The following is a 24,970-nucleotide window of genomic DNA, read 5'->3' as shown; positions in this document are numbered from 1 at the left end:
ATAATGACACAGTTTACAATATTTTTAGTTCTTATAGTTATTGTAGCATTTTTATTAATAGTAGTAATCATGGTGCAAAATCCAAAAGGTGGTGGTTTATCATCTTCATTTGGTGGTGGAGGTACTCAACAATTAGGAGGTGTTAAAAAGACAACCGACTTTTTGGACAAAAGTACTTGGACATTAGCAACAGTATTATTGTTATTAATCCTTTTGTCAAACTTTGCAATTGGAGGAGCTAATGGTTCTGAATCTAAAGCATTAGACCAAGACGAAGCTACAACTACAACTCAAGACGCATTACCAACCAGTACAGAAACTGCTGATGATACTGCAACAGTAGGAGATTCAGTTCAGTAATTTCTGATTATACAATTTAAGAATGCCAACTTTATGTTGGCATTTTTTTTACCCTAAAATGAAAAAATGTCAGTTACAATGTATTGGCACATTTTTAGCATAACGCTTAAGCGTTAAACACATTTTAATAACCAAAAAAAGAAATATAAAAATGGCATTAAACATTAAACCTTTAGCAGACAGAGTTCTAGTAGAACCTGTAGAGGCTGAAACCAAAACAGCTTCAGGAATCATTATTCCAGACAACGCCAAAGAAAAACCTCAAAAGGGTAAAGTTGTCGCTGTTGGTAAAGGCACAAAAGACGAAGCAATGACAGTAAAAGTTGGTGATACAGTACTTTATGGGAAGTACTCAGGCACTGAACTAAAACTTGAAGGCAAAGACTATTTAATTATGCGCGAGAGTGACATTTTCGCAATTGTTTAATCATCATTTAAAAACCAAATAAAATGGCAAAAGATATAAAATTTGATATTGAAGCACGCGACGGATTAAAACGTGGTGTGGATGCATTGGCAAATGCAGTAAAAGTAACTTTAGGACCAAAAGGTAGAAACGTAATTATTGGTAGAAGCTTTGGCGCTCCTCAAGTCACTAAAGATGGTGTTTCTGTAGCTAAAGAAGTAGAGCTTGAAGACGAGCTTGAAAACATGGGAGCACAAATGGTAAAAGAAGTAGCTAGCAAAACCAACGATTTAGCTGGAGATGGTACAACTACTGCAACAGTTTTAGCTCAAGCTATTGTAAAAGAAGGCTTAAAAAACGTTGCTGCTGGTGCTAATCCAATGGATTTAAAACGTGGTATTGACAAAGCTGTTGAAGCCATTACTGCTAACTTAGAAAAGCAAGCTAAAAAAGTAGGAAATTCATCTGAAATGATTAAGCAAGTAGCGTCTATCTCTGCAAATAACGATGATACTATTGGTGAGTTAATTTCTCAAGCGTTTTCTAAAGTTGGAAAAGAAGGTGTAATTACTGTTGAAGAAGCTAAAGGAACTGATACTTATGTTGACGTTGTTGAAGGTATGCAGTTTGACAGAGGTTACCTATCGCCTTACTTTGTAACTGATAGCGATAAAATGATTGCTGATTTAGAAAACCCATACATTTTATTATTTGACAAAAAGATTTCTAACTTACAGGAAATCCTTCCAATATTAGAACCAGTTGCTCAATCTGGTCGTCCATTATTAATCGTTGCTGAAGATGTTGAAGGACAAGCTTTAGCTACTTTGGTTGTAAACAAACTACGTGGTGGACTTAAAATTGCTGCTGTAAAAGCTCCAGGTTTTGGTGACAGACGTAAAGCAATGCTAGAAGATATTGCGATCTTAACTGGTGGTGTTGTGATTTCTGAAGAAAGAGGATTCTCTTTAGAAAATGCCGATTTAAGCATGTTAGGTACTGCTGAGTCAGTTATGATTGACAAAGACAATACAACAATTGTTAACGGTTCTGGTAAATCTGCTGATATTAAAGCTAGAGTAAATCAAATTAAAGCACAAATTGAAACTACAACTAGCGATTATGACAAAGAAAAACTTCAAGAGCGTTTAGCTAAACTTGCTGGTGGTGTTGCTGTATTGTACGTTGGTGCTGCAAGTGAGGTTGAAATGAAAGAAAAGAAAGACAGAGTTGACGATGCTTTACATGCTACAAGAGCTGCTGTTGAAGAAGGTATTGTTGCTGGTGGTGGAGTTGCTTTAGTAAGAGCTAAATCGGTTTTAGAAAAACTTACTACTGAAAACCTTGATGAAACTACAGGTGTACAAATTGTAAACAAAGCTATTGAAGCACCTTTAAGAACCATAGTAGAAAATGCTGGTGGTGAAGGTAGTGTTGTAATCTCTAAAGTAATGGAAGGCAAAAAAGATTTTGGTTTTGATGCTAAAACTGAAACTTACGTAGATATGCTTAAAGCTGGAATCATTGATCCTAAAAAAGTAACACGTATTGCTTTAGAAAATGCAGCTTCAGTTTCTGGTATGATTTTAACTACTGAATGCGCTTTAGTTGATATTAAAGAAGACGCTCCTGCAATGCCTCCAATGGGAGGTGGTGGAATGCCAGGTATGATGTAAAACAAAGTTTTTTAAAAACTAAAAAAGCCTCAAGACAATCTTGAGGCTTTTTTTTGGCATAAATATTGTGACTGAATCTCTTAATCGCTATTCACTCTAAAACTTATAATTATGAAAAACAATTATTCTCATCGCTTAAATCTTACCACCAAACATTTAACTTCTTTACTAATTTTAATCATTTTTATTTTAAACACAACCAAAGCATTAAGTCAAAAACCCAATCTAAAAGAAACTACCGAAAATGCCTATGCTAAATATTTTAATGCAGAACGAGAAACTATTTACTTACACTTTAACAAGCATACTTTTTTAACAAACGAACCAATATGGTTCAAAGGTTATGTATACGACAAAAAAAATGGTATTCCTTATATTACAACTTCAAATGTATATGTAACGCTTTACGATAAAAACGGTAAAGAAATAGAAACCAAACTATTTTATTGTGAAAATGGAATGTTTACTGGCAGTTTTGATGTAGATACAAGTTTAGCAACAGGTTATTATTTTTTTAAGGCGTATACTAACTGGATGAAAAACTTTAAAGAGGATGAATCTTTCACCTCTAGTCCTATTCAAATTTTAAATCAACATTCCAATCAAGAAACAACTAATAATAAAATATTAGATTATGATTTACAGTTCTTGCCTGAAGGTGGACATTGCATAGCAGATGTTATCAATTCAATAGGTTTTAAAATTATTAATTGTAGTGGAGAAAGCGTTGAAATTGAAGGTATAATAACTGATTCAAACGACAAGACCATAATGCCTTTTAAAAGTAACACATTTGGAATGGGTAAGTTTGATTTATTGATGAAAAAAGGCGAAACCTACAACGCTATTTATAACATTAATGGCAAGAATTATAAAACCCCTTTACCTCAAAGTGATGCTTTAGGATATTCTTTTTCTGTTAACAACCATATCAATACTAATATGGTTTACATAACACTTAAAACAAATAAAGCAACACAAGCATTAGAAGCTAATAAAACGTATTATTTAGCTATACACCAAAACAACAAAAGTTCAATTACTGAATTAAACACTTCAGTTTTAAAAACTGAACACACTATACCTATTTCATCAAAAACTCTTCCTTATGGAGTAAACACTATTACTTTATTTGATGATGAATTAAATCCACTTTTGGAACGCATGATATTTAATCCTAAAAACAAGGATTTTATGAGAGCAACAGTTGAAAAAACATCAAGCTCTTCAGATTCAATTGGAATAAAAATCAACCTAAAAGACAACAAGAAAATTGCTACTTCTACTAGCCTAAGTGTTTCTGTTTTACCGCTTGAAACCAAAGCAATAAACACTAATAAAAGTATAATAAGCAACTTATTAATTGACCCTTACATAAATGGTTCTTTTGAAAACTCAGAATATTACTTCAATAATTTTGATCGAATAAAAGCTTTGCACCTAGATTTAGTATTATTAACCCAAGGCTGGAGTAAATATAGTTGGGAAGATATTAAAAACGGTGAACAAGAATTAATTATTCCTTTTGATAAAGGGGTTTCAATTACAGGAACACTTAATGAACCAATAGACGAAGACTCTAATTACCAAGTTCATATGTTTTCTCTAGTTAACAACATTAACGAAACTAAATATATAGACAATAATAAACAATTTAACTTTGAGAATTATTTCATAGCAGATTCTTCTAAAGTACATTTCAATGTGCTTAAAAACGGAAAAAAAATAACCGACCCAAAGTTGTATGCAAGAGTAATAAGCTCAGGAAAAACTTCACTAAATCAATTATTTTCTATTCCTAATACTTGTGTTTTTGAAACTTTACCAATAGATACTGTTAACAGCTACAATGACATGGAGTTTGAAGGCGAATTACTAGATACTATAAACTTACACACGAAAATAGTTGATAAAAAAGCGCCTCTTAAGAACAAAAAAGCCTATATTGGAGATGCTTATAGTATAGGTGTAAAAATTGATTCTATCCAAGAAAGAATGTATTCTTTCGTATCTGATATTATAGACGCAAATGGTTTTATGTCTTACCAAGCATTAGGAAGAGTTATTATTATAAATAAGCGTCCTATTTCTATTAAAGCTGGTTCTAGCCCTTTATTAATAATTGATGGTGCCAATATGGGAACTAATTATGATATAATATATAACATGCCTTTAAATCAAGTTGATGAAATATATTTTAATAAATCTGGTCTTGGATATGGAGTAAGAGGAGGTGCAGGAGTAATAAGTATATTTTTAAAGAAAAGTTATGGAGTTGGAGCTAAAGGAGATTTTAAAAGGTATGCCAACACACTAATAACAACTGGAGGGTTTTCTCCTCAAAAAGAATTTTATATACCACTTTTTTATTTGAACTCGCCTAGTAATTTTATGTCATATGGAGCTATTGATTGGAAACCAAAACTTACAACAAACGAAAATGGTTCTGTTGAATTTAACATAAAAAACACGTCCATAAAAAAGCTACTTTTAATCATCGAAGGTTTTTCAATTAATGGAAATTTGATTTCTGAAACTAAAGAATTACTATTAGACTAAGCCCAACCTAAAATATGAAAAACACACTTGTTTTAACTATAATGATTGCTCTATTTTTCTCAAAAAACATAGCATCACAAACTAATGAAAAGTCAAAAATAGAGCAAGCATATACTTCATATTTTAATACTGAAAGAGAAACTATTCATTTACATATTAACAAAAACATCTTTATAAGTAACGAACCTATTTGGTTCAAAGGTTATGTCTACGATAAAAAAAATGGAGTTCCTTTTATAAACACAACAAATGTTTACATATCGTTATTAGACTCAAACGGTAAGGAGATAACAAACAAATTATTTTTTGCCCAAAACGGTTATTTCACAGGAAGCCTAGACACCAACAATTTAATTGCAGGTGACACCTATTATATAGTTGCTTATACAAACTGGATGAATAATTTTAAAGAAGACGAAGCTTACGTCTCTATGCCTATACATATCCTCAACCCAAATTCTGATTTAAACACAAGTGTAACTAAAGATTCTACAACCGAAAAACTTAAACATGATTTACAATTTTTACCTGAAGGCGGTTATAGCATTAAAGGCGTTACAAACACTTTTGGTTTCAAAATCACTGATTGTAACGCTAGAGGATTAGAAATAGATGGCTCAATAGTCAATTCTAAAAATGAACCGATAACCAACTTTAAAAGTAACATTTTTGGTTTAGGTAAGTTTGATTTATTACCAGAGAAAAACGAAAAATACACAGCTAAATATACAGTTAATGGTATAGACTATTCTAAGGAAATAGTAATTGACAGTGAAGAAGGGTTTGCTATTTCGGTTAATAATTACACAAATCAAGAGTTAACCTATATAACCCTAAAAACAAACGACGTAACACTTAAAAACAATACAGGACTAACTTACTACTTAGTGATAAATCAAAACAACAAAGTAGTGGTTATTGATTTAAAAGTTGACGATTTAAAAACAAGCAATGTTATTCCTGTAAACAAAAAAAATCTAGTATCAGGAATAAATACAATTACATTATTTAACGAAAAATCTGAACCATTAATTGAACGCTTAATTTTTAACTACGACGACTCATTAATTTTAAACTCAGATATTATTGTAAATACTAAAGCTAATGACTCTATCCCTTTATCAATCAAAACATTTACCCATACTAAAACACCAATAGCTTCTAATTTAAGTATTGCTATTTTACCAGACGCTACTCTAACCCAAACCAATAACCAGAATTTAATAAGCTCTTTTTTATTAAAGCCTTATGTGAAAGGTTATATTCAAAATCCTAATTATTATTTTACTGATATTAACAGGTTAAAAACATATGAGCTAGACTTGCTTTTATTAACTCAAGGCTGGAGCAAGTATAAATGGGAAAATATAAAAACCGGAACCCCAAAAATAACTCACAATTTTGATGCTGGACTTTCAATAAAAGGTTCATTAAACCCTCCAAAATCGAGTGTGCCTTACACCATTCAAATGTTTTCAATCACTAATCAAATTAATGAATCAACAACGCTAGTCAACAACAGTTTTTCTTTTAACAACTTTTACTTAAAAGACTCTGCATCTATAAACTTTACTGTTTTAAAAGGAGACAAAGTAATTAATAATTTAAAGCCTTACATTGATATTACTGACAACAATCGTAAGCTGCTAAAACACCCTACACTTCCTTTAATAAATAAATGCAAGACAACCACAACAAATAGTTTTTCTCTAGAACACGCAAACAGTCTAGGACAAGAATTAGACACTATCAACCTTACTTATGTACACAAAAAAAATAGTGATACAATCTTACAAAACCGCAAAGAATATATAGCTAATAGGTATAGTAAAGGAATTAAAGTAGACGATGAATTAAGAAGAATGTACTCATATGTAACTGATATAATTAATTCTCATGGCTTTGTCGTTGATCAACTGCAAGGTGCAGGAGTTGTAAAGATAAAAAATCGTAACCCTGTAACTTTTATGGCGAGTAATGAACCTTTACTTATCATTGACGGATCAAGCTATGATAGAAATTATGATATATTATATAACATGACACTAGAGCATGTAGACGAAATATTTATTGATCCTGACGGAAATGGATATGGTTCTAGAGGTGGTGCAGGTATTATTAGAATATATTTAAAACAGAGTTACAAGTTAGATTACACTAAAAAAGCCATTGCAAATGAATTTACTGTAAACAATGGTTTTTCTACAGAAAAAAAGTTTTATGTTCCTGAGTTTTATGCGTTATCAAAAAATGACTTTATAAACTACAGTAATATTGATTGGAAATCAAACATTGAAACTGACCAATCAGGAAATGCTAATTTTAAAATTTTTAATACTAATATTAAAAAAGCAATTTTCGTCATACAAGGCTTTACTTCAGACGGCAAGCTACTTTCTGAAATCAAAGAAATAAACTTAATTGATTAACAAAATATAAAAGCCACCTTTTTGAGGTGGCTATTTGCTTTAATCATCTTTAAATTGAAGGGCTATCAGTTTGTAGCCCAAAAACAGACTACTTCTTTTTAGCAGGAGCCTGTGGAGTCTTTTTTACTGCTTGTTTAGGCAGTGTAGACTTTCCTTTTGACTTGTCTTGTCCCATAACTTTATTGTTTTTAAAAGAACATACTAAAGGTATGCAGAAAATAGATTCGTGATATTTTTATTGGCAAAAATTTAACTAAAAAAGCTCAAACTTTTAGTTTGAGCTTTTTCTCAATTAAAGAATGTGTTTTTTAATGCTTTTTATGATTAGGATCTTTTTCATCTTTGTGGTCATCTCTCACATCTTCATCACGATATTTACAACAAGGGTGTACTGAGTTGTAAGCTTCATCAGTAGCTTTCATATCTTTTAAATCATGCCCTACTGCAACAATATTTTTTTTAATATCATCTAAGCTCGTTTTTCCTTCGTTGTAAATCAATTTTAGTTCATGTGTTTCCACATTCCAAATCGCACTTTTTACACCTTTGGTTTTTATGCATGCTTTTTCAATTCGATCTTTACACATCATACATACTCCATCAACCTCAAGAGAAGCTTTGGCATTTTTATTTTGTGCAAATGTTACTGTTGCCATTAAAAACGTAATTAATACTGCTATTTTCTTCATTTTATTTTTGTTTTAAAAGTTTTTATTTAATTCTAAATCGTAATCCTGCGTAATACATACTTCCAAAAATTGGACCATACACAAATGTGCTATCAAAGTTTGAACCAAAAGGGTCGTTTGCACCTAAAATAGGATTGTCTTGACGCACATTGGTAATATTCTCACCTCCTAAATATACTTCAAATTTTGGAGAAAACACCTTAGTAACTTGTGCATTAAGTGTTGCTACAGTTGGAGAGTTTTCAGGTAATTGGTATTCTACAGGGTTACTAGTTGTTGACGCAAAACGTTGTTCGCCTAACCAATTAAAGGTTGCATCAAATTTCCACAACCCTCCTGCATCATTAGGATGTGTTTCATATCCAGCATTTGCAAAGAATCTGTGTTGAGGTGTTAGAGGCCTTATAGCTTTACCTGTTTGATATTTAGTCTTCACGTCATAATATTTATAAGCTAATCGCACATCAAAATGCTCAAAAGCATTATAGTTTAATTCCGTTTGAAAACTATTAGCATAACTATCTTTTTCTAAATTATAGAAACTTATTTCTTGCGGATTTTCCCAATCTACAACTACTTGGTTTTGAAAATCGGTTCTGTAAAAATCTAGGGTTACGTCAGCTTTTCTTCCAAAGAGATTAAACCCTTGCAGATAAGACACACCATAATTCCATGCAATTTCTGGGTCTAAACCATAAATTTCTCCACCATTAGCTCCAATAATATTAATGGCTCTTGAAGTTGCAAATAAGCTTTGATTTTCAGCAAAAATATTAGCAGAACGTTTACCTCTTCCAAAAGAGGCTCTAAACGCAGATTTTTCCCAAGGCGTGTATCGTACATGAAAACGTGGTGTCACAAAAAAGCCTAATTTGTTATGATTATCAACACGTAATCCAGCTGTAAGATTAAGCTTATCTAAATTATCAAAATTATATTCAAAAAAGGCTCCCAATGAGTTATCTGTACGCTCATAAACTGTATCCTCAACAAACTCATCATAATGGTCGTAAGTAAAACTAAGTCCTGTTTTAATTTTATGACGCGAATCGCTAATAATTGAATTATAAATAATATTAGAATAAATACTATTGTGTTCAATATCGTACTGTCGCAATCCAAAATAAGAATCTTGCTGATGGTTGCTAACCGCAAATTGCACACCAACACTTTGCCATGGAATTTCAGGGTTTACATAACCTAATTTCCCTGAGAAATCAAATCGTTTGGTATCAATTTCACTTCCCCAAGCGTTGGTAGTCAACTTATCAGTGTCTGGGTTAAAATCTAGCTCACCTGTTTGTTTTTCATCGGTTAAAAACCTGAAATTAAAAAACCCAACAAACCCTTTTTCAGTGTCAGTATATTGCCATCTATTCATCACATTTATTTGATGATACTTTGGCATATCTAAAAAGTTATCATTATTTACATCATGTTCTTTTTGATGCGTGTTACCATGTAAATACAAACCTGTACTCCACTTATCACTTACTTTAGTATTAAAGTGTGTATTCAATTCCATACGTTCGCTACTTGCTCCGTAAAAATTCACAAATAGCTTATCGTCTTTTGTTGGTTTTTGAAGTTCAGCATTTATTTGTCCTGCAATACTTTCATATCCATTAACCACACTTCCCATTCCTTTAGTGATTTGAATACTCTCAACCCAAGTTCCTGGTGTAAAGGTTAATCCATAAGCTTGCGAAGCTCCTCGAACTGTTGGTATGTTTTCTGTTGCTATTAAAATATACGGACTGGTGAGACCTAACATTTTAATTTGACGCGTACCTGAAACTGCATCGGCAAAATTAACATCGATAGATGGGTTGGTTTCAAAACTCTCAGAAAGATTACAGCAAGCAGCTTTTAACAACTCATCGCTACTTACAGTAAATGTATTGGTAGCTTGCAAATATGATTTTGAAGTTGCTTGCTTTCTTGAGGTTACTGTTATTTCGTCCAACTCACTTGTTGGTTTCAACCAATGTGTTATAGCCTTAGCTGAACTAACGGTTATAGTATCGGTTTTATAGCCTACATAACTTACAACCAGCTTTGTGTATTCACTTTTATAAGGTATCGAAAATTTCCCATCGATATCAGTAACAGCTCCTATAGTTGTATCTAACCAATATACATTGGCTCCAACAACTGGTATTGGTTCTTTTTCTTTATTCTCTTCTAGAATAGTTCCGTTAAGGGTATCTTGAGAAAGCCCAATAAGCGGAAACAAGAGGATTATATATAATAGTTTTTTCATTTTTAAAAATTTATTTAACTGTAGATTTGAACAAGCATAATCACTGCCATAACAATCATTATACTGTTTTCAATAAAAGTTGCTTTGGTCATAGGTAGTTTTAATGCTGTACCCAAACATGCGCATTGTATTGCTTTTTTATCCAGCAATGTTTTGGTTACTCCTATGGTAGTAATTCCTAAAATAATTAAGGTAATTACTAATGCCAACGGAATTTGAAAACGCATTAAAAACATGATACCCAAAGCTGTTTCTATAAAAGGATACACCCAACCATAAGCAGGAATTGCTTTAGCTAATGGGTCGTACATTTTAAAACTTTCAGGAAATCCTTTTAAATCTAATAGTTTGAAAAAACTAAAAACGATATAGAATAAGCCCATGAAATCGAGCATTAAATCGCTCCAATTCCACGACTTGAAATTGATTAACACTGATGCAGCAATGATGTATCCAAATATTAAAAACAACGGAAACAATTGCTGTAAATCAGATTTTTGTTCTTCTTGCTGTACTGTTGAAGCAAACACATTTCGTTCTTGCTTTTCAGACAGCTTATATTTTTCTGGTAGTGCATTTTGTAATACACTTGTAGCGATATGCTGAGACATGGTTACTGTAACTTCACCTAATTCTAAATTTACTTTAGCATCATCAACATAGTCTAAATCTTGTAAGACATTTTCAACTTTTACCTTACAACCATTACAGGTCATTCCTGTAACTCTGTATATATGTGTCATTATTTTTGATTTTTTGATTGAACAATAAAAGTTTACTATCCGTTTTTACGGAAATTGTTCAAAAAAATCAAATTAGGAAGACTTGATCGCGCACTTGTATGTCGGCAACCAAGTTTGGTGGAGAATAATATTTATGAGGGATAACCTGTTGCGGCAATCCTTCAAAAAGATTAATGTATGAATACGCAAATGTTGATAAAAACAGTTGCTGATCAAAATCTAAATCTTCAAACTTTTTAATGGTTAAATGGTCTTGACCTTTAACTAGATCGACTGTATCTTTACAACAATGCACTTGTGTTTTTTCAGCCATTTCAATTTCAAAGGCTTCCATAGCGCATTTTTGAACTTCAGAAAATACAGAAACATCTACCAACACATCACCACAAAAATGTTTTTCAATAGTAAAAGAAACTGTAGAAAAGAACACTAAAAGTGCTAATGCAACTGAAAAAGTTTTATGTAAAACATTTTGTATCACAATACAAATTTATAAAAATTAATGAAGTTGTATTGCATTTTAAAAAAAGCATTAACATTTCTACCTATTAAGTTTATAGTAATAAAATGCTGGTATTAAGAGCAAAAGAATGACTGGTTGAATTAAAAATCGTCTAAAATTAAAAAACAGATAATAATCTTCTTGTCTAGGGTTAATGACAAAATACAAAAAAATTAAAATCAAAATTAAGTATGCTACAGTATAAACTATAACCGAAAACTTAACGATAGACTTATCTTTAAAAAAGAGATATATAATAGCTAAGGACACCACTCCATTTAGCACATACCTTAAGGTTGTAAACAGCGTTAACTTTAATATTTCTCGTCTTGGGTAATCCATATACAAATAGTCGTTTTTAAAAAACAACAAGTATGGATCATAAAACAACTCATTTTCGAACACTCTTATCAATACAAGAAGCCCAAACAAAGCCATGAGCAAAACAATTTTAAAAATGTTATTCATGCTTTTTGTTTATTGATGAAAACCTATTAACCCAAAACATCCAAAGGATGAATACCATTCCGTAAATAATCAAAGGAAAAATAGCTGTGTGCAAAATTTCTCTTCGCCATGGATAATTATACAAACCAATTGACAAAATTGCAATTCGAATAATATTAACAGCATAAATAAGAACACCTCCTGCTAAAGTGTAAAAAAATGTTGGCTTTAATCTTCCTGCAAAAGCTACCATAAAAGCCACAAACAATATAATCACACTTACCGAATTACAACCCTCTACTACTCTAGCAACGTACTTGCCATTAAGTATAAGTTTAAGTGAAGGTTCATTTTCATGCGCTAAATAGTGTACATCATAACCCATAGCTCCAACAAGTTCACTACTTTGTTTAGCTACTAAATTGGTTATAAAATCAGGATAGTATTTTGAACCACTAGACCTATCTAAATACAATTTATAGCATAAAGACAAGACCAAGTACACTATTAAAAACGTGAGAATGAACTTTATGACAGACTTGTATTTTTTTAGTAAGTTTTTCAAAAGTAAACGACTAATTTATTCTGTTAAATTTATATAAATTCAGTTTTTGAATTTACACCTTTTAAATACTTTTGCAAAAACTTTTTGAACAAATGACGTTTGAACAATTACAACTTAAAGTAACCGAAATTACTTCTAATTCGAATACAACTGTAGATGAAAAACTTTATGCAATTTGCGAATTGCTAGAAGCTAACATCACATATTACAACTGGGTAGGATTCTATTTTAAAAATGGAGATAAAAACGAATTAAAATTAGGTCCTTATGTAGGCGAACCTACTGACCATACTATTATTCCTTTTGGAAAAGGTATTTGCGGACAAGTTGCTGTGAGTAACCAAAATTTTGTTGTACCAGACGTATCTGCTCAAGATAATTACATTGCTTGCAGTATTACTGTTAAAGCAGAAATTGTAATCCCAATTTTTGTTAATGGTGAAAATATTGGTCAAATAGATATCGACTCTAATACTCCAGATCCTTTTACTGAAGCGGACGAGCGCTTTTTAGAATTTGTTTGTAAACAGGTTGCTGAGATTATTGCTTAAATTTCTTTTTAACAATAATAATTATATCAGTAATAATATAAACTAGAGCGACAATAATTAAACCAACTCCTGAAATTATAGCTTTAGATTTAAGAAATTCATATTTATAATTAGGTGTTTCAAAAATCATTTGAAAACCAATACATATCATGAACACACAAAAAGGATAAGCTAAAAACCGTATTAAAATACTTTTTAGCATAAATTACATTCCAGTTCTAATCGCTTCCACAGGATCAAGTTTTGAAGCTGAAATTGCTGGTACAATACCAGAAATCAATCCAATTGCAGTTGACAACGCAAATCCTAACATCATGTTTCCTGCTGAAAGCACAAATTCAAAATCGCCCGTAAAGTTTGACAACACTGTTGTTGTTATCCATACTAATATCAATCCTACAATTCCACCAATAAAGGCTAGTACTATAGCTTCAAATAAAAACTGGAATAAGATAAACCTGTTTTTGGCACCCAATGATTTTTGAATTCCAATAAGGTTGGTGCGTTCCTTAACACTCACAAACATAATATTTGCAATACCAAAACCACCTACTAATAATGAAAACGCACTAATGGTCCAACCTACACCATTCATAAACCCAATAATACTATCTACAGCATCTGTTAAACCTGACAATTTATTGATAAAGAAATTATCTGACTCATCAGCTTTCAAACCTCTGTAAACCCTATATTTTTGTTTTAAAACCGATTCAAAGGCATCAAAATCGACATCTTTTTTAGGCTTAATTACAACAGCTCCTGGTAAACCATTTGCTCCTCCATTATTAAAACGTCTTACAAAATTTGCAGGCACATAGGCACGTTCATCTGGAGAATCACCTCCAATTCCTCCTCCCACTTTCTTTAAAACGCCAATAACTTTGAGTTTTCGTCCATAAGCCCTAATCGTTTTACCTATAGGGTTATCATTATCAAATAAATTTGTAGCAGTTGAGCTTCCTAACACAATAACAGGAGCTCCAGAATTTGATTCAGATTCGTTATAAAAACGACCTGATTCAATTTTTAAATTTTCAATATCATAAATACCATTAGAGACAGGTGTGACATTAACTCCTGAAACTGTTTTTCCTTCGTACTTTAAATTTTCTGAGCCTCCAAAAATCACATAGGCAATAGCCTCAATATCATCTACACTTCCTTCTATAAACTCATAATCATCATGCTCTACCTGAGGGAAATTATCACGTTGCCATCTTGGGACACTTGTAGGTCCAAACGAATACTTAGTAAGATACATGGTGTTTTTATCCAATCCGCTCAACTGCTCTTTGATATTCCTATCAAGCGAATCAACAGCTGCAAGTACAGCTATAATAGAAAAAATACCAATTGTTACTCCTAATAGCGATAAAAAAGTACGTAGTTTATTGTTTCGTAATGCGTTAATAGCAAACGTAAAACTCTCCTTAAATAATCGTAAATAAACAAGCATGAATTGGTCGAAATTTTATCAAAGTTAAAGATAGGACGTTTTTAACAATCTATTGTTACAAAAAACTTAAATAATCTGCGTTATCAAGCCTTAAAATCTCTTTAAGAATATGTACTTTTGCACTCGCAAACAACACTTTTTAATACTTGATATTGAAAAAACATTAAAATTGTTATTTCCATAAAAATGGAAATCAAAAAAACACACAACTATACAATGAATAACAACAAAACCATTAAATCTGCTTTAATCTCTGTTTTTAGCAAAGAAGGATTAGAACCAATCGTTAAAGAACTTAACGCACAAAATGTAACCATTTACTCAACAGGAGGTACCGAAAAGTTTATAAAAGACTTAGGAATTAATGTTGTACCTGTTGAAGATGTAACATCTTACCCTTCAATTTTAGGAGGTCGTGTTAAAACATTACACCCAAAAGTATTTGGAGGTATTCTTAACAGACAAAATAATGAAAGTGATGTTGCCGAATTAAAAGATTTTGACATTCCTCAAATAGATTTGGTTATTGTTGATCTTTACCCTTTTGAAAAAACCGTAGCTTCTGGTGCTGCACATCAAGATATTATTGAAAAAATTGACATTGGAGGTATTTCATTAATTAGAGCTGCAGCCAAAAACTATGCTGATGTAGTTTGCGTGTCTTCTGTTGAAGATTACAGTGAATTTTTAGAACTTTTAAAAGCTAAAAGTGGTGAAACATCTGAAGAAGACAGAAAACGTTTTGCTGCAAAAGCCTTTAATGTATCGTCACACTACGACTCGGCTATTTTTAATTATTTCAATAGCAATCATGATCTTGCTGCTTTAAAAGTAAGCGAAACCAAAGGACAAGTGTTACGTTACGGCGAAAACCCTCACCAAAAAGGATTTTTCTTTGGAGATTTTGAAGCAATGTTCACCAAATTACACGGTAAAGAACTAAGCTACAACAACCTTTTAGATGTTGATGCTGCTGTTACTTTAATGAACGAGTTTAAAGGAGAAGCTCCTACTTTTGCTATTCTAAAACACAATAATGCTTGTGGTTTAGCACAAAGAGAAACATTGCACAAAGCTTACGTTGATGCTTTAGCAGGAGATCCTGTTTCAGCTTTTGGTGGTATTTTAATTGCAAACTCTGAAATTGACAAAGCTACAGCCGAAGAAATTCACAGCTTATTTTGTGAGGTTGTTATTGCACCATCATTTTCTGCAGAAGCATTAGAAATTTTAAAAGGAAAAAAGAATAGGATTCTTTTAATTTTAAATGATATTGAACTACCAAAAACTACTGTAAGAAGTTGTTTAAATGGTGTTTTGGTTCAAGAGAGAGATAACGTTACTGATGCTGTTTCGCATTTATCTGAAGCCACAAACAATAAACCAACTCAAAACGAGTTAGAAGATTTAATATTTGCCTCAAAAATTTGTAAGCATACCAAATCTAACACAATCGTTTTAGCAAAAAACAAACAATTATGTGCAAGTGGAACAGGACAAACTAGTCGTGTTGACGCTTTAAACCAAGCTATACATAAAGCACAATCTTTCAATTTTGATTTGCAAGGTGCTGTAATGGCTAGTGATGCATTTTTTCCGTTTCCAGATTGTGTAGAAATTGCTGATAAAGCTGGAATTACTGCTGTAATACAACCTGGAGGCTCTATAAAAGATCAACTAAGTGTTGACTATTGTAATGAAAACAATGTTGCTATGGTATTTACAGGAACACGTCATTTTAAACATTAACATTTTTTCTAAAAAAATTGAAATCTGTTAATTCATTTTAAACGTATCTTGTAATACTGTAATTAATGTATATTTTATTACATTTACAACAACGTCTAAAAGACTAAATAATATCAACCCACATAACTAACAACAGCGTATGGGATTTTTTGATTTCTTAACAGAAGAAATAGCCATAGATTTAGGAACAGCAAACACACTTATTATCCATAATGACAAAGTAGTTGTGGATAGTCCATCAATAGTAGCAAGAGATAGAATTTCTGGAAAAATAATTGCAGTTGGTAAAGAAGCCAACATGATGCAAGGAAAAACTCACGAAAATATTAAAACCATTAGACCATTGAAAGATGGTGTAATTGCCGATTTTGATGCTTCTGAGCAAATGATAAGTATGTTCATTAAGAACATTCCTGCATTAAAAAAGAAATTATTTTCTCCTGCTTTGCGTATGGTTGTTTGTATTCCTTCTGGTATTACTGAAGTGGAAATGCGAGCTGTAAAAGAGTCTTGTGAGCGTGTAAATGGTAAAGAAGTTTACTTAATACACGAGCCAATGGCTGCTGCAATAGGTATTGGTATTGATATTATGCAACCTAAAGGAAACATGATTGTGGATATAGGTGGAGGAACAACAGAAATTGCTGTTATTGCTCTTGGTGGAATTGTTTGCGACAAATCAGTTAAAGTTGCTGGTGATGTATTTACAAATGACATTATTTACTACATGCGTACTCAACACAACCTTTATGTTGGAGAACGTACTGCTGAAAAGATAAAAATTCAAATTGGCGCAGCAACTGAAGATTTAGAATTACCTCCAGAAGACATGAGTGTTCAAGGTAGAGACCTCTTAACAGGAAAGCCTAAGCAAGTGAATATTTCGTATCGCGAAATTGCTAAAGCTTTAGATAAATCTATTTTAAGAATTGAAGACTCTGTAATGGAAACCTTATCTCAAACACCTCCTGAGCTTGCTGCAGATATTTACAATACAGGAATTTATTTAGCAGGTGGAGGTTCTATGCTTAGAGGTTTAGACAAGCGTTTATCTCAAAAAACCGACTTACCTGTTTATATTGCTGAAGATCCATTAAGAGCTGTAGTAAGAGGAACAGGAATTACACTCAAAAACCTTTCTAAATTCAAAAGTGTATTGATAAAATAAGTAATTAATAATGCAACAAATCATCAACTTTGTTATTAGAAACAAAACATTTCTTTTGTTTTTGTTGTTGTTTGGTGTATCGTTGGCTTTAACAATTCAATCGCACTCTTACCATAAAAGTAAGTTTATAAATTCTGCTAATTTTTTCACTGGTGGAGTTTACAAACAAGTAAACAACATTGGTCAGTATTTTGATTTAAAAAGCGAGAACCAAAAACTTCTTGAAGAAAACAACAGGCTAAAGTCTATCTTATTCAATAGAGAAACTGATACTTTAAAATCGTTTTATGCTGACAGTACGATGTACAGCAAACGCTTTAAACTTACTCCCGCAGTTGTTTATAAAAACAGTTATTCTGCAACCAACAACTACCTTACTATAAACAAAGGAAAAAAAGATGGTATCCAACAAGATTTTGGAGTTATCACTTCCAAAGGTATTATTGGTATTATTGACAACACATCTAATAGTTACGCCAGAGTACAATCTATTTTAAATACAAATAGTAGAATAAATGCTCAACTTAAAAAAACGAGCCATATTGGGTCTTTAAGATGGGATACAAAGTCACCTGAATTAGCGCAATTGAAAGACGTTTCAAAATTTGCACCTGTTGCCGAAGGCGACACTATTGTTACTGGTGGGCAATCAACTATTTTCCCTAAAGGAATTCCCATTGGAACTGTTAATGATTTTGTTTTAGACATTGGTGGAGACACATATACCATTAATGTAAAACTATTTAACGACATGACTAACGTTGGGCATGTTTACATTATTGAACATCTTGATAGAGAAGAAATAGAGACACTTCAAAACCCAGTAAATGAATAATTCTGCAGTAAATACTACATTACTTTTTATTACTGTATTACTAGTACAGGTTTTGGTATGTAATCACATCAATTTTTTAGGCTATATAAATCCGTATGTTTACATACTTTTTATTATGCTTTTTCCGATAAGAACCAATAGAACCGTTATTATTATTCTTGGTTTTTTATTAGGTTTATGTGTAGATTTTTTCTCTGACTCTGGTGGTGTTCATGCTGCTGCAGCAGTTACTATTGCTTACATTAGACCTGTATTGCTTAAGTTTTCCTTCGGAATGATTTACGAACACCAAAGCATTAAATTTAGCAATACTGAGTTAGGAAACCGATTGATATATATTTCACTCTTTACTGTTATTCATCATTTCGTGCTATTTTCACTTGAAGTTTTTAACATTTCTAAAATAATTTTAATACTTCAAAAGACGTTATTCTCTAGTATTTTTACTATAATACTATGTTTTATGTCAACAATTCTATTTAGCAAAAAACGTCGATGAGAAAACTTTTACTTCTTTCAACAGTTGTTATTGTTGGACTTATTTTTATTGCAAGATTATTTTATTTACAGGTTTACAACCAAAGTACTTATAATCTTTATGAAGATAATGCCATTAGAAAAGTATATGATTACCCAAAACGTGGTTATGTTTACGATAGAAACGGTAAACTCTTAGTTGCCAATCAACCCTCTTATGATGTAATGATTATTCCTAGAGAAGTTGAGCCTTTAGACACTTTGGAATTTTGTAATCTTTTAAAAATCACAAAAGAAGACTTCAAAAAAAAGTATGATAAAGCTTACCACTATTCTCCTAGATTACCTTCGCCTTTTGTAGCTCAATTATCTAAAGAAGATTATGCCTTGTTACAGGAAAAAATGAGAAAATTTGAAGGCTTTTACATTCAAAAACGTTCACTTAGAGATTACCAAACCAGTATTGGGGCAAATGTTTTAGGAGACATTGGAGAAGTAAACAATGCCATTATACAAAGGCAACCATATTATAAAATGGGAGACTTAATTGGTAAACAAGGTATAGAGATTTCTTACGAAGAAACTTTACGAGGCGTTAAAGGCATTAAATTTATTCAAAAAGACCGTTTTAATAGAGATATAGGACCTTATAAAGAAGGTATTTATGATACTTTACCTGAACCAGGAAAAGATATTACTATTACAATTGACGCAGAACTACAAGCCTATGGCGAGCTTTTAATGCAAAACAAAAGAGGTGGTATTATTGCTATTGAACCTAGCTCAGGAGAAATACTAACTATGATTTCATCACCTACCTACAACCCTAATTTGTTAGTAGGTAGAAACCGCTCTAAAAATTTCACTAAACTTTATAACGATTCGCTTTCACAACCATTGTACGATAGAGGTTTACAAGCTATGTATCCTCCAGGTTCTCCATTCAAAGTCATTAATGCTTTAATAGGTTTACAAGAAAATGTAGTTACAACCAACGATAAGTTTACGTGTGCGCATGGTTATAGATATGGAAACCGAAAAATGGGTTGCCATGGTCATAAAAGTCCTGCTGACATGAACTTGGGAATTTACGAGTCTTGTAATGCCTATTTTGCCAATGTATATCGTCGTATTATGGACAAGTATGATACTCCTGCTGAAGGAATGGACATTTGGAGTAATCATGTTAAGAGTTTTGGACTAGGGAATTATTTAGGTTATGACCTAAGGGTTGGGCAACCAGGAAAAATCCCAGATGCTGAAACCTATAATAGAGCCTACGGAAAAAACAGATGGTATACCACATTTACACTTTCAAATGCTATTGGGCAAGGTGAAGTGCTTGCTACTCCAATTCAGTTAGCTAACATGGCTGCTGCTATTGGAAACAGAGGTTATTATTACACACCTCATATTATTAAAAAAATTGAAAACGACACCATAGACAGCAAGTATACAACTCCTAATCACACCACTATCGACAAACAAAATTTTGAACCTGTTATTCAAGGTATGTATGATGTTTACAATAAAGGAACAGCAAAATACCTACAAGTTCCTGGTATTGAAATTTGTGGAAAAACAGGAACTGCTGAAAACTTCACAAGAATAGATGGCGTAAAAACTCAACTTACTGACCACTCTATTTTTGTCGCTTTTGCTCCCAAAGACGACCCTAAAATAGCCATTGCTGTTTTTGTAGAAAATGGGTATTGGGGAAGTCGTTTTGCTGGTAGAATTGCTAGTTTAATGATTGAAAAATACATTAAAGGAGAAATCACCAGAACAGATATGGAAAACTGGATACTTCAACACACTTTAGAGCATGAATATGAAAAACCTCATTCTGGAAAACCATTTAAAATTAATGGCGAATCGAGAATTATGACGGTTAATGAGTATGAGTTGGAGAAACAAAGAAAAATTAATATCAATACGCAAACTGTTAACTAACCAAGATAAATGCAGAGAGAACACAGAGGCTTTAAATTTGATTGGATAACAATAACATTGTTTTTAATTCTTGTTGGGTTTGGGTGGCTTAACATAGTTTCGGCATCACACACAGGAGAAATCACTAGTTATTTTGACATGAGCCAACCTTATGGCAAACAGCTTATGTTTATCATGCTTACTCTTGCGTTAATAGTCATCATTCTTTCTATAGAAGCAAAATTCTATGAACGGTTTGCTAGCATCATCTATTTCATTTCATTACTCTCCCTTATTGGTTTATTCATTTTTGGAAAAAACGTTAATGGTGCTACCTCATGGTACGCCATTGGAGGAATGACATTACAACCAAGTGAGTTTGCAAAATTTGCAACATCACTAGCAGTTGCTAAATACATTAGCGATTTGCAAACCAACATGAAAACCCTTCAAGACCAATTAAAAACTGTAGCTATAATAGTTGTTCCTGCAATTCTTATTTTATTACAAAATGATGCAGGAAGCACCATAGTCTATGCTTCTTTTTTCTTTGTATTTTATAGAGAAGGCTTACAACAAATTTACTTACTTATTGCTGTTGCAATACTATTATTATCTGTACTATCCTTAAAGTTTGGTGTCTTGTTTACAGCTATTCTCTCAGCTGTTTTAATATTTACCATTTACTTTTTAAAACGAAAAAAGCGTGCTTCGTTTTTGCAACCCATTGTTGTTTTAGTCTTATGCATTGGATTCGCTTTTGGTGTTCGTACGTTTTATGACAGTATCTTAAAACCTCACCAAAAAGACCGTATTAGCCTTTGGTTACGCTTAGAAAAAGATCCTGAAAAGCTACAACAGATGAAGCAAACCATCTTGTACAACCTCAACGAATCTGAAAAAGCAATTAGCTCTGGTGGTATAACAGGAAAAGGATATTTACAAGGCACTAGAACTACAGGAAAGTTTGTACCAGAACAGCATACCGACTATATTTTTAGCACAGTTGGAGAAGAATGGGGTTTTGCTGGTAGCGCATTGGTAGTTATTTTATTTGTAGCATTAATTATTAGAGTTCTGTACTTAGCCGAATCTCAAAAGAACCAATTTAGCCGAGTGTATGGCTATTGTGTTGCATCCATCCTTTTTGTGCATTTTACAATTAATACAGGAATGGTAATGGGCTTAATACCTACAGTTGGTATTCCTCTACCCTTTTTTAGCTATGGAGGCTCAGGACTTTGGGGCTTTACCATACTACTTTTTATTTTTGTAAAGCTAGACAGTAACAAGATTAATGAGTGGTAAATAAGTCAAAAAAACTCTTTAAAAAAACAAAAAAGGAACTGAAATTCAGTTCCTTTTCTTTTATCTATAGTTTTCACTGTTTTATTTCAAACTCGCTAAACTTGCTTTTAAGGTTTCAATTTTTGCTAAAGCATCAGCTTCTTTTTTCTTTTCAGAAGCTACAACCTGCTCTGGTGCATTGTTTACAAAGCGCTCATTTGATAGTTTTTTCTGTACTGATTTTAAAAACCCTTCAGTATAGTTTAACTCTTCGGTTAGCTTATTAATTTCAGCTTCAACATCAATAGCTCCAGACATAGGTATAAAATACTCATTAGATTTTACTCTAAAAGTCAAAGCTCCTTCAACAGCCTCAGTAACATAAGCGACTTCTTCTAAGTTTCCTAACTTTTTAATTACCTCATCAAATGTTGGTTGAATTTGCTCATTGTTTAAAACCGAAAATGCAATAGCATCTTTAAACGCAATATTTTTATCTTTTCTTACAGAACGAATTCCTGAAACTACTTGTGAAGCAAAATCAAACTCGGTAATTAAAGCTTCGTTTACTGATTTTTGCTCAGGCCATTTTGCTACGATTAAAGCTTCTTCTGGTGAACGCTCTCCCATAGCTTGCCAAATTTCTTCAGTTATAAATGGCATAAATGGATGCATAATTTTTAAGTTCTCTCCAAAAATAGAAATCAACTTATTATAGGTTACAGCATCTATTGGTTGACCATAAGCTGGTTTTACAATCTCTAATAACCAACCACAAAAATCATCAAAAATAAGTTTGTAAATACTCATTAAAGCATCGCTCAAACGGTATTTACTAAAATGATCTTCTATCTCAATTAACGCCTTTTGAAATTTGGCTTCATACCATTCTAACGCTATTTTACTTGAATTTGGCTGTGCAATATCTTGAGATACTTCCCAAAGTGTTGTTAAGTAAAATGCACTCCATACTTTGTTACCAAACCCTTTTCCTTGTTGACATAAGGCTTCGTCAAACAACAAGTCATTTCCTGCAGCAGAACTTAACAGCAACCCTACACGAACACCATCTGCCCCAAACTCTTCAATTAGCTTTAAAGCATCAGGAGAATTCCCTAGAGATTTGCTCATTTTACGACGTTGCTTGTCGCGTACCAATCCTGTTAAGTATACATTTTCAAATGGTCTTTCACCAGTATATTCATAACCTGCAATAACCATACGAGCTACCCAAAAGAATAAAATGTCAGGACCTGTTACCAAGTCGTTTGTTGGATAATAGTATTTAAACTCTTCGTTATCTGGGTTACTAACACCATCAAACACACTCATTGGCCATAACCACGATGAAAACCAAGTATCTAGAGCATCTTGGTCTTGAGTTAAGTCTGAAACTTGAAGTTCGGAGTTTGAAGTTTTAGTCTTAGCTAACTCTAGTGCATCTTCTATGGTTTCAGCAACCACAAAGTCTTCTTTTCCATCTCCATAGAAATAGGCAGGAATTTGATGTCCCCAATATAACTGTCTAGAAATATTCCAATCACGAATATTCTCCATCCAATGACGATAAGTATTTTCAAATTTCTTTGGAAACAACTTAACATCTCCTGTTTCTAAAACAGCTTTTATTGCTGGTTTTACCAGTTCTTCCATTTTTAAAAACCATTGATCGCTTAATCGAGGTTCGATAACAGCTTTGGTTCTTTCGGAAGTTCCTACTTTATTAATATGAGTTTCGGTTTTAATTAAAAACCCTTTTTCTTCTAGTTCTTTAGTGATTTCTTTTCTTACTACAAAACGATCTTTTCCTTCGTAATGCAACCCAAAACTATTAAGTGAAGCATCCTCATTAAAAATATCAACAACTTCTAAATTATGCTTATCACCAAGCATTTTATCATTCTCATCATGAGCTGGTGTAACTTTTAAACAACCTGTACCAAACTCAACATCAACATAATCATCTTCAATAATAGGAATCACACGATTACATAAAGGCACAATTGCCTTTTTACCTTTTAAATGCGTAAAACGTTCGTCATTAGGATTAATACAAATTGCTGTGTCTCCAAAAATGGTTTCAGGACGCGTAGTAGCAATAGTTAACGTATCATCACTTCCTTCTATTTTATAATTTAAGTAGTAAAGATTTCCTTGTTTTTCTTCATAGATTACCTCTTCGTCTGAAAGTGTTGTTTTTGCTTCAGGATCCCAATTTACCATTCGGTAACCACGATAAATAAGTCCTTTGTTATACAAATCAACAAATACTTTTATCACAGCTTCACTCATGTCTTCGTCCATAGTGAATTTTGTTCGTTCCCAATCACAAGAGCAACCTAATTTTTTAAGCTGATCTAGTATTACACCTCCATATTCGTGAGTCCAATCCCAAGCGTGTTTTAAAAACTCGTCGCGAGTTAAATCGTTTTTATCTATACCTTGGTCTTTAAGTTTTGCTACAACTTTTGCTTCGGTAGCAATAGATGCATGGTCTGTTCCTGGAACCCAACATGCATTTTTACCTTGTAAACGTGCACGACGAATTAAAACATCTTGAATGGTATTATTCAACATATGTCCCATGTGTAGTACTCCAGTTACATTAGGTGGCGGAATGACAATAGTATATGGTTCTCTACTGTCTGGTTTTGAATGAAAATAATTATGTTTCATCCAGTAATCATACCACTTGCTCTCTACATTTCGTGCATCATATTTTGATGGAATACTCATCTTTGGAATAGTTTTTGAATAATGATGTGCAAAAGTACTTATATTTCTTTTTTTTAGAAATTATTGAGCGAAATATTAGTGTTATTTGCTTTTAACTATGTTAATATTGCTGTAATACGTCTAATAAATTTTGCTTA

At 32.4% G+C, this 24,970-nt stretch carries 21 protein-coding genes; 12 read left to right on the top strand and 9 right to left on the bottom strand.

The features are described 5' to 3' along the window. Positions 1-3: 3 nt before the first annotated feature. The 5 genes from secG to A8975_RS03530 all read left to right on the top strand — a co-directional run bounded on the left by secG (position 4) and on the right by A8975_RS03530 (position 7,430). Entirely contained in the window at positions 4-360 is a 357-nt protein-coding gene (gene secG / locus A8975_RS03550; protein WP_134198695.1) for a preprotein translocase subunit SecG, read from the top strand. A gap of 151 nt (positions 361-511) precedes the next feature. Further along, positions 512-787: a co-chaperone GroES gene (groES, locus tag A8975_RS03545; RefSeq protein ID WP_129759194.1), complete on the top strand. Its 276-nt coding sequence runs from the start codon at positions 512-514 to the stop codon at positions 785-787. Between the two features lie 23 nt (positions 788-810). Further along, entirely contained in the window at positions 811-2,442 is a 1,632-nt protein-coding gene (gene groL, locus A8975_RS03540; protein WP_131505895.1) for a chaperonin GroEL, read from the top strand. 111 nt (positions 2,443-2,553) lie between these two features. Next, on the top strand, positions 2,554-5,001 hold the full coding sequence (locus tag A8975_RS03535) for a hypothetical protein (protein ID WP_134198694.1): 2,448 nt from the start codon (positions 2,554-2,556) through the stop codon (positions 4,999-5,001). A gap of 14 nt (positions 5,002-5,015) precedes the next feature. Further along, positions 5,016-7,430, top strand: a complete 2,415-nt coding sequence (locus tag A8975_RS03530; protein WP_134198693.1) for a hypothetical protein — start codon at positions 5,016-5,018, stop codon at positions 7,428-7,430. Positions 7,431-7,738: 308 nt separating this feature from the next. Here the strand turns inward: A8975_RS03530 and A8975_RS03525 are convergent, their stop codons facing one another. The 6 genes from A8975_RS03525 to xrtF form a co-directional block, all read right to left on the bottom strand. After that, a complete protein-coding gene (locus A8975_RS03525) occupies positions 7,739-8,119 on the bottom strand; it encodes a heavy-metal-associated domain-containing protein (protein WP_134198692.1) in 381 nt (126 codons plus the stop codon). Positions 8,120-8,141: 22 nt separating this feature from the next. Then, the gene (locus tag A8975_RS03520) at positions 8,142-10,382 is read right to left on the bottom strand and encodes a TonB-dependent receptor plug domain-containing protein (RefSeq protein WP_134198691.1); all 2,241 of its coding nucleotides are present in this window, start codon (positions 10,380-10,382) and stop codon (positions 8,142-8,144) included. 14 nt (positions 10,383-10,396) lie between these two features. Further along, complete coding sequence (locus A8975_RS03515; protein ID WP_134198690.1) at positions 10,397-11,125, bottom strand: heavy metal translocating P-type ATPase; 729 nt, start codon at positions 11,123-11,125, stop codon at positions 10,397-10,399. A 67-nt stretch (positions 11,126-11,192) separates the two neighbouring features. Further along, the gene (locus tag A8975_RS03510) at positions 11,193-11,606 is read right to left on the bottom strand and encodes an HYC_CC_PP family protein (protein WP_129759202.1); all 414 of its coding nucleotides are present in this window, start codon (positions 11,604-11,606) and stop codon (positions 11,193-11,195) included. A gap of 60 nt (positions 11,607-11,666) precedes the next feature. Continuing rightward, complete coding sequence (locus A8975_RS03505) at positions 11,667-12,095, bottom strand: exosortase F system-associated membrane protein (RefSeq protein WP_129759203.1); 429 nt, start codon at positions 12,093-12,095, stop codon at positions 11,667-11,669. Then, positions 12,088-12,639: an exosortase family protein XrtF gene (gene xrtF / locus A8975_RS03500; RefSeq protein WP_134198689.1), complete on the bottom strand. Its 552-nt coding sequence runs from the start codon at positions 12,637-12,639 to the stop codon at positions 12,088-12,090. Before xrtF ends, A8975_RS03505 begins: the two co-directional genes overlap by 8 nt. A gap of 92 nt (positions 12,640-12,731) precedes the next feature. Between xrtF and A8975_RS03495 the strand changes: the two genes are divergently transcribed. Then, positions 12,732-13,190 carry a GAF domain-containing protein gene (locus A8975_RS03495; RefSeq protein ID WP_134198688.1) on the top strand — a complete coding sequence of 153 codons (459 nt, stop codon included), beginning with the start codon at positions 12,732-12,734 and terminating at the stop codon, positions 13,188-13,190. Here A8975_RS03495 and A8975_RS14625 read toward each other — a convergent pair. Beyond that, positions 13,180-13,392 (bottom strand): hypothetical protein, encoded by a 213-nt coding sequence (locus A8975_RS14625; protein ID WP_134198687.1) that lies wholly within the window; start codon positions 13,390-13,392, stop codon positions 13,180-13,182. The genes A8975_RS03495 and A8975_RS14625 overlap by 11 nt on opposite strands. 3 nt (positions 13,393-13,395) lie before the next feature. Further along, on the bottom strand, positions 13,396-14,649 hold the full coding sequence (locus A8975_RS03485) for an ABC transporter permease (protein ID WP_131505905.1): 1,254 nt from the start codon (positions 14,647-14,649) through the stop codon (positions 13,396-13,398). Between the two features lie 216 nt (positions 14,650-14,865). Here A8975_RS03485 and purH point away from each other — a divergent pair, with 216 nt between their 5' ends. The 6 genes from purH (at position 14,866) to rodA (ending at position 22,118) form a co-directional block, all read left to right on the top strand. Next, positions 14,866-16,398 (top strand): bifunctional phosphoribosylaminoimidazolecarboxamide formyltransferase/IMP cyclohydrolase, encoded by a 1,533-nt coding sequence (gene purH / locus A8975_RS03480; protein WP_134198686.1) that lies wholly within the window; start codon positions 14,866-14,868, stop codon positions 16,396-16,398. 139 nt (positions 16,399-16,537) lie between these two features. Then, positions 16,538-17,566 carry a rod shape-determining protein gene (locus A8975_RS03475; RefSeq protein WP_129759209.1) on the top strand — a complete coding sequence of 343 codons (1,029 nt, stop codon included), beginning with the start codon at positions 16,538-16,540 and terminating at the stop codon, positions 17,564-17,566. A 10-nt stretch (positions 17,567-17,576) separates the two neighbouring features. Beyond that, positions 17,577-18,401: a rod shape-determining protein MreC gene (gene mreC / locus A8975_RS03470; protein WP_129759210.1), complete on the top strand. Its 825-nt coding sequence runs from the start codon at positions 17,577-17,579 to the stop codon at positions 18,399-18,401. Then, the gene (gene mreD / locus A8975_RS03465; protein ID WP_129759211.1) at positions 18,394-18,900 is read left to right on the top strand and encodes a rod shape-determining protein MreD; all 507 of its coding nucleotides are present in this window, start codon (positions 18,394-18,396) and stop codon (positions 18,898-18,900) included. The genes mreC and mreD overlap by 8 nt, the downstream gene beginning before the upstream one ends. Then, the gene (gene mrdA / locus A8975_RS03460; protein ID WP_134198685.1) at positions 18,897-20,831 is read left to right on the top strand and encodes a penicillin-binding protein 2; all 1,935 of its coding nucleotides are present in this window, start codon (positions 18,897-18,899) and stop codon (positions 20,829-20,831) included. The genes mreD and mrdA overlap by 4 nt, the downstream gene beginning before the upstream one ends. A gap of 9 nt (positions 20,832-20,840) precedes the next feature. Continuing rightward, positions 20,841-22,118: a rod shape-determining protein RodA gene (gene rodA / locus A8975_RS03455; RefSeq protein WP_134198684.1), complete on the top strand. Its 1,278-nt coding sequence runs from the start codon at positions 20,841-20,843 to the stop codon at positions 22,116-22,118. 81 nt (positions 22,119-22,199) lie between these two features. Here rodA and A8975_RS03450 read toward each other — a convergent pair whose 3' ends face one another. Then, positions 22,200-24,833: a valine--tRNA ligase gene (locus tag A8975_RS03450; protein WP_134198683.1), complete on the bottom strand. Its 2,634-nt coding sequence runs from the start codon at positions 24,831-24,833 to the stop codon at positions 22,200-22,202. Positions 24,834-24,970 lie beyond the last annotated feature (137 nt).

Origin of the sequence: Meridianimaribacter flavus, from assembly GCF_004366715.1 — a bacterium.
Classification (GTDB): domain Bacteria; phylum Bacteroidota; class Bacteroidia; order Flavobacteriales; family Flavobacteriaceae; genus Gaetbulibacter_B; species Gaetbulibacter_B jejuensis.
This window is presented reverse-complemented; position numbering and strand designations above follow the sequence as displayed.

Coding starts and splice junctions, on each gene's coding strand:
- mrdA (WP_134198685.1), top strand. CDS start 18,897: ATGAGAAAACTTTTACTTCTTTCAACAGTTGTTATTGTTGGACTTATT.
- A8975_RS03475 (WP_129759209.1), top strand. CDS start 16,538: ATGGGATTTTTTGATTTCTTAACAGAAGAAATAGCCATAGATTTAGGA.
- A8975_RS03535 (WP_134198694.1), top strand. CDS start 2,554: ATGAAAAACAATTATTCTCATCGCTTAAATCTTACCACCAAACATTTA.
- groES (WP_129759194.1), top strand. CDS start 512: ATGGCATTAAACATTAAACCTTTAGCAGACAGAGTTCTAGTAGAACCT.
- A8975_RS03515 (WP_134198690.1), bottom strand. CDS start 11,125: ATGACACATATATACAGAGTTACAGGAATGACCTGTAATGGTTGTAAG.
- A8975_RS03495 (WP_134198688.1), top strand. CDS start 12,732: ATGACGTTTGAACAATTACAACTTAAAGTAACCGAAATTACTTCTAAT.
- mreD (WP_129759211.1), top strand. CDS start 18,394: ATGAATAATTCTGCAGTAAATACTACATTACTTTTTATTACTGTATTA.
- A8975_RS03520 (WP_134198691.1), bottom strand. CDS start 10,382: ATGAAAAAACTATTATATATAATCCTCTTGTTTCCGCTTATTGGGCTT.
- groL (WP_131505895.1), top strand. CDS start 811: ATGGCAAAAGATATAAAATTTGATATTGAAGCACGCGACGGATTAAAA.
- A8975_RS03530 (WP_134198693.1), top strand. CDS start 5,016: ATGAAAAACACACTTGTTTTAACTATAATGATTGCTCTATTTTTCTCA.
- A8975_RS03485 (WP_131505905.1), bottom strand. CDS start 14,649: ATGCTTGTTTATTTACGATTATTTAAGGAGAGTTTTACGTTTGCTATT.
- rodA (WP_134198684.1), top strand. CDS start 20,841: ATGCAGAGAGAACACAGAGGCTTTAAATTTGATTGGATAACAATAACA.
- A8975_RS03505 (WP_129759203.1), bottom strand. CDS start 12,095: ATGAATAACATTTTTAAAATTGTTTTGCTCATGGCTTTGTTTGGGCTT.
- secG (WP_134198695.1), top strand. CDS start 4: ATGACACAGTTTACAATATTTTTAGTTCTTATAGTTATTGTAGCATTT.
- A8975_RS03450 (WP_134198683.1), bottom strand. CDS start 24,833: ATGAGTATTCCATCAAAATATGATGCACGAAATGTAGAGAGCAAGTGG.
- A8975_RS03525 (WP_134198692.1), bottom strand. CDS start 8,119: ATGAAGAAAATAGCAGTATTAATTACGTTTTTAATGGCAACAGTAACA.
- A8975_RS14625 (WP_134198687.1), bottom strand. CDS start 13,392: ATGCTAAAAAGTATTTTAATACGGTTTTTAGCTTATCCTTTTTGTGTG.
- purH (WP_134198686.1), top strand. CDS start 14,866: ATGAATAACAACAAAACCATTAAATCTGCTTTAATCTCTGTTTTTAGC.
- mreC (WP_129759210.1), top strand. CDS start 17,577: ATGCAACAAATCATCAACTTTGTTATTAGAAACAAAACATTTCTTTTG.